At 69.8% G+C, this 14,407-nt stretch carries 15 protein-coding genes and 1 pseudogene; 5 read left to right on the forward strand and 11 right to left on the reverse strand.

Annotated features, from left to right (window positions below; translation table 11 throughout):
- Nucleotide 1 precedes the first annotated feature (1 nt).
- Together thiE and A6745_RS20775 are read right to left on the reverse strand one after the other, a co-directional pair.
- Nucleotides 2-673, reverse strand: a complete 672-nt coding sequence (gene thiE / locus A6745_RS20770; protein ID WP_066131532.1) for a thiamine phosphate synthase — start codon at nt 671-673, stop codon at nt 2-4.
- 37 nt (nt 674-710) lie between these two features.
- Nucleotides 711-1,490 carry a bifunctional hydroxymethylpyrimidine kinase/phosphomethylpyrimidine kinase gene (locus A6745_RS20775; RefSeq protein WP_066131534.1) on the reverse strand — a complete coding sequence of 260 codons (780 nt, stop codon included), beginning with the start codon at nt 1,488-1,490 and terminating at the stop codon, nt 711-713.
- A gap of 199 nt (nt 1,491-1,689) precedes the next feature.
- Between A6745_RS20775 and A6745_RS20780 the strand changes: the two genes are divergently transcribed.
- From A6745_RS20780 to A6745_RS20795, 4 genes and pseudogenes are all read left to right on the forward strand, one after another.
- On the forward strand, nt 1,690-1,854 hold the full coding sequence (locus A6745_RS20780; protein ID WP_066132292.1) for a rubredoxin: 165 nt from the start codon (nt 1,690-1,692) through the stop codon (nt 1,852-1,854).
- Between the two features lie 55 nt (nt 1,855-1,909).
- Nucleotides 1,910-2,509: a YqgE/AlgH family protein gene (locus tag A6745_RS20785; RefSeq protein ID WP_066131536.1), complete on the forward strand. Its 600-nt coding sequence runs from the start codon at nt 1,910-1,912 to the stop codon at nt 2,507-2,509.
- Nucleotides 2,502-2,891: pseudogene (gene ruvX, locus A6745_RS20790) on the forward strand (Holliday junction resolvase RuvX); the annotation flags it as partial. The gene A6745_RS20785 and the pseudogene ruvX, both read left to right, overlap by 8 nt.
- Before the next feature lie 208 nt (nt 2,892-3,099).
- Nucleotides 3,100-3,846, forward strand: coding sequence for a lysophospholipid acyltransferase family protein (locus A6745_RS20795; RefSeq protein ID WP_066131538.1), 747 nt, complete (start codon nt 3,100-3,102; stop codon nt 3,844-3,846).
- 1 nt (nt 3,847) lies between these two features.
- Here A6745_RS20795 and A6745_RS20800 read toward each other — a convergent pair whose 3' ends face one another.
- From A6745_RS20800 to A6745_RS20810, 3 genes are all read right to left on the reverse strand, one after another.
- Entirely contained in the window at nt 3,848-4,738 is an 891-nt protein-coding gene (locus tag A6745_RS20800; protein ID WP_066131540.1) for a LysR family transcriptional regulator, read from the reverse strand.
- A 225-nt stretch (nt 4,739-4,963) separates the two neighbouring features.
- Nucleotides 4,964-5,947, reverse strand: a complete 984-nt coding sequence (locus A6745_RS20805) for a tripartite tricarboxylate transporter substrate binding protein (protein WP_066131542.1) — start codon at nt 5,945-5,947, stop codon at nt 4,964-4,966.
- Complete coding sequence (locus tag A6745_RS20810) at nt 5,944-6,774, reverse strand: amidohydrolase family protein (protein ID WP_066131543.1); 831 nt, start codon at nt 6,772-6,774, stop codon at nt 5,944-5,946. Before A6745_RS20810 ends, A6745_RS20805 begins: the two co-directional genes overlap by 4 nt.
- Nucleotides 6,775-6,887: 113 nt before the next feature.
- Between A6745_RS20810 and A6745_RS20815 the strand changes: the two genes are divergently transcribed.
- Nucleotides 6,888-7,790, forward strand: coding sequence for a LysR family transcriptional regulator (locus A6745_RS20815; RefSeq protein WP_066131544.1), 903 nt, complete (start codon nt 6,888-6,890; stop codon nt 7,788-7,790).
- 67 nt (nt 7,791-7,857) lie between these two features.
- Here the strand turns inward: A6745_RS20815 and A6745_RS20820 are convergent, their stop codons facing one another.
- The 6 genes from A6745_RS20820 to A6745_RS20845 all read right to left on the reverse strand — a co-directional run bounded on the left by A6745_RS20820 (nt 7,858) and on the right by A6745_RS20845 (nt 14,373).
- Complete coding sequence (locus tag A6745_RS20820; protein ID WP_066131545.1) at nt 7,858-8,691, reverse strand: symmetrical bis(5'-nucleosyl)-tetraphosphatase; 834 nt, start codon at nt 8,689-8,691, stop codon at nt 7,858-7,860.
- Nucleotides 8,688-9,866 (reverse strand): LPS export ABC transporter permease LptG, encoded by a 1,179-nt coding sequence (gene lptG, locus A6745_RS20825; RefSeq protein WP_066131546.1) that lies wholly within the window; start codon nt 9,864-9,866, stop codon nt 8,688-8,690. The genes A6745_RS20820 and lptG overlap by 4 nt, the downstream gene beginning before the upstream one ends.
- An 82-nt stretch (nt 9,867-9,948) precedes the next feature.
- Nucleotides 9,949-10,653 carry a monofunctional biosynthetic peptidoglycan transglycosylase gene (mtgA, locus tag A6745_RS20830; protein ID WP_407922745.1) on the reverse strand — a complete coding sequence of 235 codons (705 nt, stop codon included), beginning with the start codon at nt 10,651-10,653 and terminating at the stop codon, nt 9,949-9,951.
- Between the two features lie 34 nt (nt 10,654-10,687).
- Nucleotides 10,688-11,539, reverse strand: coding sequence for a shikimate dehydrogenase (gene aroE / locus A6745_RS20835; RefSeq protein ID WP_066131549.1), 852 nt, complete (start codon nt 11,537-11,539; stop codon nt 10,688-10,690).
- Nucleotides 11,536-12,432 (reverse strand): energy transducer TonB family protein, encoded by an 897-nt coding sequence (locus A6745_RS20840; RefSeq protein WP_066131551.1) that lies wholly within the window; start codon nt 12,430-12,432, stop codon nt 11,536-11,538. Before A6745_RS20840 ends, aroE begins: the two co-directional genes overlap by 4 nt.
- 57 nt (nt 12,433-12,489) lie before the next feature.
- Entirely contained in the window at nt 12,490-14,373 is a 1,884-nt protein-coding gene (locus A6745_RS20845) for a ribonuclease catalytic domain-containing protein (RefSeq protein ID WP_066131552.1), read from the reverse strand.
- Nucleotides 14,374-14,407: the final 34 nt, after the last annotated feature.

Here is a 14,407-nt window from a genome sequence, read left to right on the forward strand (position 1 = left end):
CTTATTCGGTTGCCGCCGGAGGGCGGGAGGCGGGGGCGTAGGGCGCCGCGCAGGCTCGCGCGGCCGCTGCGATGTCGGGGGCCTCGAAGAGGCCGGTGATGACGGCGATGGCGTCGGCGCCGGCCTGGACCGCCAGCAGGGCGTTCTGCGGCGTGATGCCGCCGATGGCCACGACGGCGGGGCGGGGGCGGGGCTGCTGTCCGGTCAGCTCGCGGGCCTGGCCCAGCAGCGCCAGCGGCGCATGCACGGCCTGCGGCTTGGTGGGCGAGGGGAACACCGCGCCGAAGGCGATGTAATCGGCGCCGGCATCCATCTGGCGCCGGGCGCGGTCGAGTTCGTCGTAGCAGGACGCGCCGACGATGAGATCCGGCGCCAGGCGGCGCACTTCGGCCAGGTCGCCGTCGTCGCGGCCCAGGTGCACGCCGTCGGCGCCCACCTCGAGCGCCAGGCGCCAGTGGTCGTTGATCATCAGCACCACGCCCAGCTCGCGGCACAGCGGCGCCAGCGCGCGCGCCTGGGCGGCGCGCGCGGCGTCGGGCACGTCCTTGCGGCGCAGCTGCAGCGTGCGCATGCCGCCGGCGGCGGCTTGCTGCACGGCCAGCAGCAGGCGGTCGGTGTCGTCCCATTCGGGCGTGACGCCGTACAGTCCTCGGGGGAATCGCAGGACGGTCATCGCGGTGTCCTCTGCCGGAATGAAGGAGCCGGGCGCGTCATTGTCCGTCGCCCAGCCGGTTGGGAATGCGGCGGCCCATGCCGGGCAGGAAGCTGGCGCCGAGGGTCTGCTCGGCGTGAACCAGCGCCAGCTCGACGGCGCGCATCATCGGCAGGCCCTGGGCCAGGAAGGCGGCGGCGGCCGTGGCGGCCACGCCGCCGGTGTCGGCATTGCGGTCGGGCGGCGCCTGCCAGGGCCACGACGCGGTCTCGCCTTCTGGGCCGACGAGAGTATTGGCGAAGTGGCCGGGGCGCAGCGGGGCGGCCAGCACCAGCGCCCATTGCGCGCCGCCCGACAGCAGGGCGTGGGCCGGGCTGGGCGCGCCGGAAGTGTCGATGGTGCCGTCCGATTGCCAATGCATCAGGCGCATGTGTTCGACCACCACCAGATTGGCCTGCGGCAGCAGCAGTTCCAGGGTGGCCGACAGCAGGTCCTCGGCGTCGTCCTGGGCGGCGGCATCGTCGGGCAGCGGGCCGCTCGGGCCCAGGTGCAGCACCAGCGGCACCTGGCTGTAGTCGGCCGCGATCTGGGCGGCCACGCTGGCCGCTTCGGTGGAGTACAGGCCGCCGACCTTGATGGCCTGCACGGACATGTCTTCCAGAAGGCAGCGGGCCTGGTCGTCCAGCAGGTCGGCCGATACGGGATGGATCTCTTCGATGCCGGCGGTATCCTGGACGGTGAGCGCCGTCGCGGCGGCCAGGCCGTGGCAGTGCAGGCGGGCGCAGGTGACGGCGTCGGCGGGCAGGCCATCGGTGCCGGACGGATCGACCGGGCCCATGAGAAGCACAAGGGGAGGGAGGACGGGAGCCACTGACACGGGAATAAGAGCGATACGGACTGGGCTGGCCGGTCCCGCAACCGGGTTTTTCGGGCAGCCCCCATTGGGTTTTCGGTAAGATGTCCCCATTCTAATGGATGCGTCGCGCCGCCGGTCCGAAGGGCGGATCGGAGAGGGCGGCGCCAAGCACGAGAAAACCATGCGTACCTGGATGTGTCTGATTTGCGGTTGGGTCTACGATGAAGAGGCAGGCTTGCCGGAAGAGGGCATTGCGCCGGGCACCAAGTGGGAAGACGTACCTCCCAACTGGGTCTGTCCCGAATGCGGCGCACGCAAGGAAGATTTTGAACTGATGGAAATCTGACGGCTCCGCTCCGTCGGATCCGCTATAACGGCAAACCGCATCAACGAGGGCCGTCATGACCGACACGCAGCATCCCGACGGAGACCGCAAGAGCGCCGGATCCTGCGCCGATTTCTCCAACCAGTTCCTGATGGCGATGCCTGGCATGGTCGAAGGCAGTTTGGCCGGCACGGTCATCTATGTCTGCGAGCACACCCCGCGCGGCGCCTTGGGCCTGGTCATCAACCGGCCCACCGACCTGACGCTGGGCACGCTGTTCGAACGCATCGAACTCACGCTGGAAATCGCGCCCACCCGCGACGACATCGTCTTTTTCGGCGGCCCGGTGCAAACCGATCGCGGCTTCGTGCTGCATGCGCCGGCCGGCGAATACACCTCCAGCATCAAGCTGGGCGAACTGGCCCTGACCACCTCGCGCGACGTGCTGCAGGCCGTGGCGGACGGCAATGGCCCGGCCCGCATGCTGGTCACGCTGGGCTATGCGGGCTGGGGCGCGGGCCAGCTCGAACGCGAGATGTCGCAAAACGCCTGGCTCAACGTCGGCGCGGACTCGCGCATCATTTTCGACGTGCCGCCCGACGACCGCTATCCGGCCGCGCTGAAGCTGCTGGGCATCGATCCCATCATGCTGGCGGGTGAAGCGGGCCATGCCTGACGAAACCCTGCTGGGATTCGACTTCGGCGAGAAAAAGCTGGGCATCGCCATCGGCAACACGCTGACGCGCCAGGCCCGGCCGCTGGAAATCATCTTTTCCGAGACGCGCGATGCCCGCTTCGGCCGCATCGCCGAACTGCTGCGCGAATGGCAACCGCAACGCGTGGTGGTCGGGCTGGCGCTGGCCTGCGACGGCGGCGAACAGCCTGCCACCGCGCGCTGCCGGCGCTTCGCCAATCAGTTGCATGGCCGGTTCGGCCTGCCGGTCGTCCTGGTCGACGAGCGGGGTTCCAGCATGGAGGCCCAGCAACTGCTGGGCACGAATGCGCCCGACGACGCCGTGGCCGCGGCCGTCATCCTGCAGCGCTACCTGGACACGCTGTCCGCGGCGGGCGATCCCGCGGCGGGCGGTCCCGCGGCGGGCGACCCCGAAACAGCCGTCTCGGCGGCCAGCGCTTCGGGCGACGACGCCCGATCCGCAGGCGCCGATCCGCCCAGCGCGGGATTGCCTGTCGCCGGTTCGCGAGTATGATGCTGCCCGCCCCTGACCGCGCGTACAGCGCCCGGGGCCCGTTTCCGGAGACCATGCGTTGAACCTGCTGCGTTTCACCGTCCGGCTGGCCCTGGTGCTGCCGCTGATCCTCTTCGCCCTGTTGTGCGTCACCCTGGTCTATCCCTGGCTGCCGCTGGATGCGCGCGTGCGCCTTTGGCTGAACCGCACCTGGGCGCGCCTGCTGCTGCGCGCCTGCGGCATCCGCCTGGCCATACGCGGCGAGCCGCGCTACAAGGGCGCGGTGCTGTGGGTGGCGAACCACGTGTCCTGGATCGACATCTTCGTGGTCAACGCGGTGCGGGCCACCTCGTTCGTGGCCAAGGCCGAGATCCGTTCCTGGCCGCTGGTCGGCTGGCTGGCCCAGGGCGCCGGCACGCTGTTCATCGACCGCAACCAGCGGCATGCGGTGCACGACATGGGCCAGGCCATCCACAAGTGCTTCGAACGCGGCGACGCCGTCGGCCTGTTCCCCGAAGGCACGACCAGCGAAGGCTTCGCCCTGCGTCCCTTCCATGCCAGCCTGTTCGAGCCCGCCCGCCAGTCCGGCGTGGCCATCCAGCCCGTGGCGATGCGCTTCCTGCACCACGGCCAGCGCAGCGGCTACGCCTCGTTCGTGGGCGAGGAAACGCTGGTGGCCAACATGTGGCGCGTGCTGGGCACCACCGGCCTGGCGGTCGAGCTGGTATTCCTGCCGGTGCTGCCGGCCCAGGGCGAGGACGGCGAGCCGCCGACGCGCCTGGAACTGTCGCGCCTGGCGCGCGACGCCATCGGCGGCCAGCTCTGATTCAACGGCCCGCCGGCGCGGGTTCGGCCTCTGCGAAATACGCGATCAGCCGCTCGGTCAGCACCCGTATCTTCCGTGACGGATGCTGGCCGGGCGGACGGACCACATACACGCCGGCCGGCGGCGGCGGGTAGTTCGTCATGACCGGCACCAGCGCGCCCGAGGCGACGTAGGCGTCGGTCAGCCCATCGGGCGCCCGCGCGATCCCCAGTCCCGCCACCGCCGCGGCGACGAGCGCCGTGCCGTTGTCGGCCTTGAAGCGTCCCTGCGGACGGATGGTATGGATCTTGCCGCCGTCCAGGTATTGCCATGCTTCCGTGCCCTGCATCAGGACCTGATGCCCCGCGAGCTCTTCTGGCGTTTCCGGCGCGCCGTGCGCCGCGATGTAGTCCGGGCTGGCCACGAGCTTTCCATAGATGGGACCGACGCGCCGGGCCAGCAGGTTGGAGTCCGGCAGGTAGCCGATCCGTATCGCGCAGTCATACCCTTCCGCGATGAGATCGACGAAGCGGTCCGTGTACGAGGTGTCGATGTGCAGTTGCGGATGGCGCAGCGCCATGTCCGCCAGCACCGCGGCCAGGTGGGTCGGCCCGAAGGACAGCGGCGCGGCGATCCGCAGGCGTCCGCACAGCTCCCCGGCGGGCATGACCGCGTCCCTGGCCGTGTCGATCTCGGCGCATACCCGGGCCGCATGGTCCCGGAAGGTGGATCCGGCTTCGGTCAGGGCCGCGCCGCGGGTGGTGCGCGCCAGCAGTTGAACGCCCAGTTCCGCTTCCAGCCGCGACAGCCGGCGGCTGACGATGGACTTGGCCACGCCCAGCCGGCGCGCGGCGGGAGACACCCCACCCGAATCGGCCACTTCCACGAATGTGCGCAGTTCTTCGATGTCCACTTTGGCGTTCCTGTTATGGCAACACGGAGTCGCTTTGCAGGTCGGCATTGTAGTTCGAATGGCGATGGCAGCATTCTGCCAGGCCGCGCCGCGATCCGCGTTGGCCTGCGGGAAACCTCATTCACAATGAGGTATTGACGGCATCGCGGCCGAATCCCGCCAGGTGGCCATCCCGCCCATGATCGCGGCCGGCGCGAACCGCCGGCGCCGCGTACCGCGGGTCGATCACTCCAGCGTGATCTTCGCGTCCTTCACCACCTTCTGCCACTTGGCGATCTCGCCGCGGCGGAAGGTGTCCAGCTCGGCCGGCGTGGAGCCGATGACCTCGGCGCCGATGCCGGCCAGCGTACGCGCCACCTCGGGCTCCTTCAGCACTTGCGCCAGCGCCTTCGACACCTGGTCGACGACGGCGGCGGGCGTGCCGGCCGGGGCGAAGACCGCGTTCCATTCGTAGCTTTCGTAGCCCGGCACGCCGGACTCGGCAATGGTGGGCAGGTCGGGCACGGCCGGCGAACGTGTCGCGCCGCCCACGGCGACCGCGCGCAGCTTGCCGTTCTTGATGTGCGACCACGAGGACCCCAGGCTGGCGAACATCACCGGCACCTGGCCCGCCATCACGTCCACCATGGCCGGACCGCCGCCCTTGTAGGCCACGTGCACCAGATGCGTGCCGGCCCGCAGGTTGAACAGCTCACCGGCCAGGTGCTGCGCCGAACCGGGGCCGGCCGACGCGAAGTACACGTGCTGGCTCTTGTCCTTGCCCAGGCGCACCAGGTCGGCCACCGACTGCACGCCGTACGACGGGGTGACCACCAGCACGTTGGGCACGCGCAGCAGCAGCGACACGGGCGCGAAGTCGGCCAGGGTGTCGAACTGCATCCTGGCATGCAGCGCCGGATTCTGGGCGTGGTTGGAGGCGTCCAGCATCAGCGTGTAGCCGTCGGGCTTGGCCTTGGCGGCATAGGCGCCGCCGATCATGCCGCCGGCGCCGCCGCGGTTCTCGATCACCACGGGCTGGCCCAGCTTGTCGGCCAGCTTGGGGCCGATCAGGCGCGCCACCACGTCCACGGTGCCGCCGGGCGGATAGGTCACCACCATGGTGATGGGGCGCTCGGGCCAGGCGGCCGCCGCGGTGCCAGTTGCCGCCAAAGACAGCAGCGCCGCCGCGCCGGCAAGCGCCAGGCGGCTCAGGGTGAAAAGGGTCTTCATGCGTCTTCTCCTTGGAATTGGAATAGGTAAAGCGGGGTGGTGGACAGCACCCCGCGCCGGTCGGCGGGGTCGTCCAGCCATGCCTCCAGCCAGGCCAGGCTGGAGGCATGGTCCGCGCGGTCGCGGTGTTCGGTGTGGGGCCAGTCGCTGCCCCACATCAGGCGGTCGGCGCCATAGGCCGCCAGCAGCAGGCGCGCGGCCTCGCGGCTGGAGGCCCGGCTGCTGGCGTCCGGCCAATTGCGGTAGGGCGCCGACAGCTTCACCCACACCCGGCCCGTGCCGGCATGGGCCAGCAGAGCGCGCAGGTCGTCGAGGCGTTCGGGGCGGCCGAAATGGTCGACCACCACGCGGCAGCCCCTTTCCAGCAGCGCGGGCAGCAGGGTGGACAGGCGCGCGGCCTGCGCATGCACTTCCACGTGCCAGTCCAGCGCGTTGGCGCGTTCCAGCAGGGTGCGCCAGGCGGGCTGGGCGAAGTCGGGATCGGGCAGGCCCATCAGGTTCAGGCGCATGCCCACCACGCCGGCGCGCGCCAGCGCGCGCAACTGATCTTCGCTGAATTGCGTATCGACCACGGCGACGCCGCGCAGGCGGCCGGCCGCCTGCTCCAGCGCCCGCACCATGTAGCCGTTGTCGGTGCCCAGGAAGCTGGGCTGCACCAGCACGCCGTGGCGCAGGCCATTGGCGTCGAGCAGCGCCAGGTACTGATCGAGGGGGGCGTCGTAGTCGGGTGCGTAGCGGCGCTGCCGCGCCAGCGGCAGGCCGCGTTCGAACACATGCGCGTGGGTATCGACCGCGGCGGGCGGGCTTGTGCCGGTTGCCTGGGGCAAGACTGTCTCCGTATCGGGCACGGCATGGCGCCGTGTGGTTATAGGGCGGGATTCTATGAAGCCTTTCCATATCGTTCTATATTCACCGTCTTATTTATTCATATCGGTTCAATATGGAAACCCGGCATCTGCGGCATTTTCTGGCGGTGGTGGACCACGGCAGCGTCAGCCGCGCGGCGGCCTGGCTGGGCATGGCGCAGCCCGCGCTCAGCCAGTCATTGGTGCGCATGGAAAAGGAACTGGGCGTTGCCCTGTTCGCGCGTTCGCGGCGCGGCGCGCAGCCCACGGCGGCGGCGCTGGCCATCCTGGAAGACGTGCGCGTCAGCGTGGCGCGCATCGACGCCGCCGCGCGCCACGCGCGGCTGATCGCGCAGGGCAGCGCGGGCCAGCTCACGGTGGGGCTGGTGTCTTCCGCGCTGTTCGAGATGCTGCCGCGCGCGCTGCGGGCGCTGCGCAAGCAGGCGCCGGGCGTGAAGGTGGTGCTGCGGGAGATGAGCAACGCCGAGCAGGCCGAGGCGCTGCAGGCTGGCGAGATCGACATCGGACTGATGCATACGCCCGTGGCCGTGGGCGGCCGCATGCGCGAGCGGCTGCTGCTGCGCGACCGGCTGGTGGCGGCCATTCCCGATGAGTTCGAGACCGGCCCGGACGGCAAGGTGTCGCTGGCGCAGATCGCCAGCGCGGGGCTGGTGCTGTATCCGCAGAACCAGTTGCCGGTGCTGTATGCGGGCATCCTGGACGCCATGCGCCGCGCCGGGCTGGAGACGGAGGTGTCGCAGCAGGCCAACCGCACGTTGACGGTGCTGGCCTGTGTGGCCGGAGGCTGCGGCGTGGCGCTGTTGCCCAGTTGGATCCGCGCGCTGGATTTCCGCGGCGTGCGGTTCTGCGAGGTGCGCGACGGGCAAGGGCTGCCCGGCTTCGATCTCAGCGCGATCTGGCCGGCGCGGTCGGTGCCGACGCTGGCGGACAAGTTTGCAGGCCTGGATCTGGGGCCGCTGGGCGCGGCGGGCGACTAGGAGACTGTCTCCCGGCGCATGGCGTGAACGGCGCGGGCGGCCTCGTGGCAGGCGGGCGCCTGTCCGCCTATTTGCCCATCGGGTCGCGGAACTGCGAGCACCGGATCTGCACCAGCTTGCGGTCCTGCAGGCGCACGGCGCTGAGGGCGCCGCCCCAGATGCAGCCGGAATCCAGGCAGATGACGTCGTCGCGCATCAGCAGGCCCAGGGTGGACCAGTGGCCGAACACCACGGTGACGTCGCGCGTGGCGCGCTTGGGCACGTCGAACCAGGGAATCAGGCCGTTGGGCCAGGCGCCGGGCGCGACCTTGGTGGCGAATTCCATGTGGCCCTGCTGCGTGCACAAACGGATGCGGGTCAGCGCGTTGATGATGACGCGCAGGCGCTTGCCGCCGGTGTGGTCTTCCTTCCAGGCCACGGGCTCGTTGCCGTACATCTTCTGCAGCGACTTCTGCCAGTTGTCGCCGCGCAGCGCTTCCTGCACTTCGGCGGCCAGCGACAGGGTCTTGGCCACGTCCCACTTGGCCAGCACGCCGGCATGCACCAGCAGGTGGTCGTGTTCGAAGTGGGCCAGGGGGCGCAAGCGCAGCCAGTCGATCAGTTCATCCGCGTCGGGCGCGTTCAGGATCTCGTCCAGCGTGTCCGACTTGGATGGCTTGCGCACGCCCGCCGCCGCCGCCAGCAGATGCAGGTCGTGGTTGCCCAGCACCGCGATGCTGCGGTCTTCCAGCGACTTGATGCGGCGCAGGGAGGCCAGCGACTGCGGGCCACGGTTGATCAGGTCGCCGGCAAACCAGAACCGGGCGTCGGGATCTTCCGCCAGGTCCGGGTGCGCCAGCAGTTCGTCCAACGGCTCGCAGCATCCCTGCACGTCGCCGATCATCCAGATGCTGCCTTTCATGCGGGCACTCTTCTCCACGGCCAGCGGCGTTCGACCAGTTGGCCCACCACATGCCGGTATTCCATCAGGGTAAGGGAACCGAAGGCCAGCAACAGGGCGGCCACGTTCGGACCCAACGCCGTCAGCCAGGGCGGCCAGCGGCTGAGCATGCCGACGTTGAGCGCCAACTGGTTGAGCATGAAGAAGCCCACGCCCAGCAGGATGCCGATGAACACCTTGGCGCCCACGCCGCCGCGCCGGGTCTGCATGAAGCTGATCGGAGCGGCGATAGTGATCATGACCAGCAGCGTGAACGGATAGACCGCCTTGCGCCACAGCGCGACGATCTGCCGGTCGGCCTGCAACTGGTTGTTGTGCAGGTAATCGATGTAGTCCAGCAGGGTGACGATGGACATGCGTTCGGGCGTCAGCACGCGCGCCAGCAGGCGCTCGGGGCTGAGGGTGGTGTCCAGCGTGAGCTCGGGCAGCCTGGTGACCTGCGCGGGCGGTTGTTCCGGCGGGCGGGCATTGGCCAGGGCCTCGGGGGCCTTGGGGTCGAGGCGCGTCTGCACCACGTCGGTCAGGGTCAGGCTGCCGTTGCCCAGCGTGCCGGAGGCGGCCTGCCAGGTGGCGGTGAGTTCGAGGTCTTTCTTGAATTCGTACAGCATCACGTCGCCGACCTGGCCGCTGGCCATCAGTTTCTGGATGTTGATGATGCGGGTGCCGCCCTCGCGGGTGGGTTCCTTGAACCAGTAGCCGCTGGACAGCCGGCCGCCGCCGGCCTTGCCGCGCAGCATGAGGTTGGCTTCGCCGGTACGGATTTCGGCTTCAGGGGTGACGAATTCGGACAGCAGCAGCGCGCCCACCATCACCGGCACGGTGATCAGCCACAGCGTGCCCAGCAGGCGCATGCCGCTGACGCCGGAGACGCGCAGGATGACCAGCTCGTTGCGCTGCGCCAGGCCCGCGAGGGCCAGGATGGCGCCGATCAGCAGCCCGATGGGCAGCAGATCGTACAGGCGCGTGGGCAACGCCAGGCCCTGCATGTAGAACAGGGCAAGCATGGTGAAGGTCTTGCCGACGTTGTCCAGATCGTCGACCAGCGCGAAGAACGTGAACAGTCCCAGCAGGGCCAGCAGGACCACTGCGCAGGAGCGATAGATCTCGCGTGCCAGATAGCGGCGGGCGGTACGCATTGGGGGGATCGAACAGGATGGGACGTCTAAACGTCAAGCTTAACAAATCTGCGCGCGGCGGCGGCCGCGGGGCGACCCGTCGTCAGGGGATTTCCGCCTGCCGCATGCGCGCGGAGATGGTGGAGGCTCGGGAATTCAGGTAGCCGGTGCTGCGATGTTTGTCGTAATAGCGGGGATTGGGCAGCATCGCCGCCAATTTCGCGGCCTGGTAGGCGCCCAGTCCGTTCGCGCTGGTGTTGTAGTAATGCCGCGCCGCCGCCTCGGCGCCGAACACGCCCGTGCCCCATTCGGCCACGTTCAGGTACAGCTCGAGGATGCGCTGCTTCGGCATGACGTTTTCGATCATGTAGGTCAGCACCAGTTCCTGGCCCTTGCGCAGGTAGGTCCGCGAGCCGGACAGGAACAGGTTCTTGGCCAGTTGCTGCGTGATGGTCGAGCCGCCGCGGCGCCTGGCCCGGCCCAATTCTTCCTGGCGCTGGTTGTACTCATAGGCCTTGCGGATGGCTTCCCACTCGACGCCGTCGTGCTCGACGAAATTGGCGTCTTCCGAGGCGACCACCGCGCGCTTGAGGGATTCGCTGATCCTGTCGTAGGGCACCCATTCGTATTTCAGCTTGAAATCGGGGTCGCTCTCGCGCAGCCGTGACAGCTCCTGGCGCATCACCGCGCTGCTGCCGGGAGGCTGGTAGGCATACCAGACCACCATGCAGAACATCCACAGCTGGTACAGCAGCAGCAGCGAGATGATCGCCATGGCGGCCATCGTCGCCATGCGCCATCCGGACATGCGCCGCGCGGGACGGCGGCCGCGTGCCATGGCCTCAGGCCTCCGCCAGCAGCGCGGCGCGCAGCGTGACCAGTGCCGGGGACGGATCTGGACGCACGCCGTGCCAGAGGTGGAAGCTCTCGGCCGCCTGGCCGACCAGCATGCCCAGGCCATCGGCGCGGCGCGCGGCGCCGTCGGCCTCGGCCTGCCGCATGAAGGGGGTGGGGCGCGAGCCGTACACCATGTCGTAGGCCATGGCGCCGGCGGCGTACAGACCGCCGGGCAGTCGTGGCGCGGCATCCTGCAGGCCGCTGGCGGTGGCGTTGATGACCACGTTCCAGCCGCCAGGCGTGGCGGCCTCGTCCAGCCCGCCCGCGCTGACGCGCGTGGGGCCGGGCAGGGCGGCGGCGGCCCAGACCCGTGCCAGTTCGGCGGCCCTGGAGGCGGTGCGGTTCACGATGTGGATGCGCGCGCAGCCGGCCTCTGCCAGCGGTTGCAGCACGCCCCGCGCGGCGCCGCCCGCGCCGACCAGCAGCACGCGAGCGTCACGCAGGTCGACGCCAAGCCGGGCCAGGTCGCTGACCAGGCCCACGCCGTCGGTGTTGTCGCCATGCCAGGCGCCGTCCGCGAGCCAGAGCGTATTGACCGCGCCCGCCAGCCGCGCGCGGGTCGACAGGCGGTCGGCGACCAGCGCCCGCGCTTCCTGCTTGAACGGCACAGTGACGTTCAGCCCCAGGCCGGCGGCCTCGCGAAAGGCCTGCACCGTGGGGGCGAAGCCATCCAGCGGCGCCAGCAGGCGCTCGTACTGAAGCGGCCGGCCGGTCTGCGCCGAGAACATCGCGTGGATCTGTGGCGACCGGCTGTGGGCGATGGGATTGCCGATCACGGCATAGCGGGGCAGGCTCATGGTCCAGCGGTCTCCAGCGTGTCGTTGACGAAATGCCAGGTGCGGGTGATGACCAGTTCGTCGATATCGCGCGCCAATTCGGGGGGGAAGGGGGCAAAGGGGGCGGCCATCTGCACGATGCGGCGCGCCGCCTGGTTCAGCACGGCGTGCGGCGACGGCTGGTCGATGTCGAAGCCGGCCAGGCTGCCATCGGCGCGCACGGTCACCGTGATGCGCAGCGTGCCGTAGATCCGGCCGCGCGCGTCCTCGGGATAGTGCTGGGTGCCGACCGACTCGATGCGGCGGCTCCAGCCGTCGAGATAGGCGGCGTAGCGCGACTGAGCCGCCGACGGCGCCACATAGGCGCGGCGTGGCCGGGAATTGTATTCCCGGATGCGTTCGGACAGCGCGGCGATGCGGGCGTTCTGGATGACGCCGGGCTGTTGCGCGGTGTCGTCGCCGGACTCGGGGGCGTCGGGCCAGGGATGCACGGCCTGGCGTTCGGCGCCGGTGCGTTGCGGCGATTCCAGCTGGGTCAGCAGCCGGTTCTGCTCGGCTTCCAGTTGCAACTGGCGCTGGCGCATGGCTTGCAGCACGATGGTCTGGGCCGACTCGCCGGTGCGCGGCAGCGGGGACTGGGCAATGCCGCGCGCGGCTTCGCCGCCGCCGTCGATCTGCTGCTGGGCCAGCGCCTGGGCATGCACGGGGGCGGTTTCGGTCTTGGCATTGACCAGCACCACTTCAAGCGACTGGACGGGCGCGCGCGCGGAGGCGCCCGGCCCGAAACGCCAGGCCAGCACGGCGGCATGCACCAGCAGGGAGATCGCCACGCCGACCAGCAGGTAATGCCGGGCCGGGGCGCTCGGCCACTGCCGGACGCGGCCGGAAGAGGAAGGGGGGGCAGACGATTGCACCTGGCCATTTTAGGGCTAGATTGCCGCCCTTACGCCGTCCCCCCGGGCAACGGCCCCTCAGGCCGCCGGCCCCACGTACCGGCAATCCAGTTCCAGCGCCAGTTCGTCGCGGCCCAGGATGTCGATCTCCACCGCCGTGCCGCGTTCCAGTTCGGGCATGCCGCCCACCTTGGTGACCAGCGGCGCATTGGCCAGGCGCACCAGGTCGTCGCGCAGCACGTGCGCCGTCACGCGGGTCAGGCCCTGTTGCTCGATCCAGCGCAGGCACCAGTAGCGTTCCATCGAGCCCTGGAACTCGGCCCACGCGGCGTACTGGGCATCGAAGGCGCCGATGATGGCGAACAGGTCGGCATCGCGCGGCTTGAAGGGCGCCACCAGGCGCGCCGACACGCCGTTGTCCACGGCCGAGATCAGTTGCCACTGGTTGACCAGGTCGACATAGCGGCGCAGCGGCGAGGTGCACCAGGCGTACTGGGGCACGCCGATGGCCTCGTGCGGCAGGGCCTGGGTGCTCATGCGGACGCGGCCGGCCTGTTGCGAGCGGTAGATGCCCGGCACGCCGTGCTGGTTCAGCAGGCCGCCCCACAGGTTGTTGGCCAGGATCATGTACTCGGCCACCATGCGGTCCAGCGGCGCATTGCGCTGGCGCGGCACCAGGCGCACCGGGGTGTCCGGATCGTCGGGGTTGCCGTCCAGATAGAAGCTGTACTCGACGCGCGAGTGGTTCTCGGGCTTGCCGCGCGCCTCGTCGCGCTTGGCCGACAGGGCCTGGGCCATGCGCCACAGCGGCCGCAGCCAGTGCGCGTAGGGCAGCTCGGCCTGCGGGTCGTCCAGCGCGGCCTCGGTGACCTGCGTGTCCAGCTGGTTGTGGCGCAGGTTCTCGCGCACCACGATGCGCTCCAGGCGCGTTTCGGATTCGAAGATCTCGCCGGTGGCGGTGTCGGCCGTCACGTACAGCGACAGCGCGGGCACCGCGCGGCCCGCGTCCAGCGAGAACGCCTGGATCACGCTGTCGGGCTGCATCGGGATCTTGTCGCCGGGCATGTACACCGTGGACAGGCGCGCCCGCGCCAGCTTGTCGAGTTCGCTGTCGCGGGTGACGGACAGGCCCGGCGCGGCCACGTGCACGCCCACGCGCACCCGGCCTTCGGGCAGTTCGGTCACGGACAGCGCGTCGTCGATCTCGGTCGTGGTGACGTCGTCCACCGAATAGATCTCGGCCTCGGACAGCGGCAGCTCGCGCTCGATGGCCGGCACTTCCAGGTCGGGGAAGCCCGTGCCCCGCGGGAAATGCACCGCCAGGAAGCGGCGCTTGAGCAGCGCCAGGGCATGGGGCCAGGCCCCCAGTTCCAGCAGCAGGCGGTCCGGCGTCTTGTGCAGACGGGCGCAGGCGGCGTCCAGCGCCTTCCACGCCTGCGTGTTCTTGTCGGGGCGCACCAGCAGCGACTCGGCGGCCTGGGCGATGACCTCGGGCAGCTTGCCCGCGGCCATTTCATCGACCCATTGCTGTTGCTGTTCGGCCTGCAGGCGCTTTTTTTCGAGCGCCGCCAGCGCGGCCGCCAGGATGTCGGGCGGGGCGGGGCGGTAACGGCCGGTGCCGCGCCGGTGGAAATACGCCGGCGCGCTGTGCAGGCGCATCAGCAGCGTGGCGTGCTCGACCGGGGTGGGGGCATGGCCGAAATAATCGGCGCCCAGCGACGGGGCGTCGAATTCTTCCTGCGGCGCGCATTCCCAGAGGAACTGCAGATCGATGTCCTCGGCCGCGGCCGTGGCCTGCTCCATCAGCGCCGAGGGCGCCGGGGCGGCAAAGGTGAACAGCGTGCTGTTGCGCTTGATCTTGCTTCGCTTGCCGGACTCGGCCTCTACCTGGAGGGTGGAATCCGCTTCGGACATGATGCTGGCCGCCTTGAAGCCGCCGTCATCTTCATAAAACACGTACATATTTGCGATCGATCCATCTGGCGCCGTCAGGCGC

Origin of the sequence: Bordetella ansorpii, from assembly GCF_900078705.1 — a bacterium.
GTDB lineage: Bacteria > Pseudomonadota > Gammaproteobacteria > Burkholderiales > Burkholderiaceae_B > Bordetella > Bordetella ansorpii_A.

Bases quoted from the DNA above. Each gene is read 5' to 3' on its own strand.
- thiE (WP_066131532.1), bottom strand. From the start codon at position 673: ATGACCGTCCTGCGATTCCCCCGAGGACTGTACGGCGTCACGCCCGAA.
- A6745_RS20775 (WP_066131534.1), bottom strand. From the start codon at position 1,490: ATGGGCCCGGTCGATCCGTCCGGCACCGATGGCCTGCCCGCCGACGCC.
- A6745_RS20780 (WP_066132292.1), top strand. From the start codon at position 1,690: ATGCGTACCTGGATGTGTCTGATTTGCGGTTGGGTCTACGATGAAGAG.
- A6745_RS20785 (WP_066131536.1), top strand. From the start codon at position 1,910: ATGACCGACACGCAGCATCCCGACGGAGACCGCAAGAGCGCCGGATCC.
- A6745_RS20805 (WP_066131542.1), bottom strand. From the start codon at position 5,947: ATGAAGACCCTTTTCACCCTGAGCCGCCTGGCGCTTGCCGGCGCGGCG.
- A6745_RS20815 (WP_066131544.1), top strand. From the start codon at position 6,888: ATGGAAACCCGGCATCTGCGGCATTTTCTGGCGGTGGTGGACCACGGC.
- A6745_RS20820 (WP_066131545.1), bottom strand. From the start codon at position 8,691: ATGAAAGGCAGCATCTGGATGATCGGCGACGTGCAGGGATGCTGCGAG.
- lptG (WP_066131546.1), bottom strand. From the start codon at position 9,866: ATGCGTACCGCCCGCCGCTATCTGGCACGCGAGATCTATCGCTCCTGC.
- mtgA (WP_407922745.1), bottom strand. From the start codon at position 10,653: ATGTCCGGATGGCGCATGGCGACGATGGCCGCCATGGCGATCATCTCG.
- aroE (WP_066131549.1), bottom strand. From the start codon at position 11,539: ATGAGCCTGCCCCGCTATGCCGTGATCGGCAATCCCATCGCCCACAGC.
- A6745_RS20845 (WP_066131552.1), bottom strand. From the start codon at position 14,373: ATGTACGTGTTTTATGAAGATGACGGCGGCTTCAAGGCGGCCAGCATC.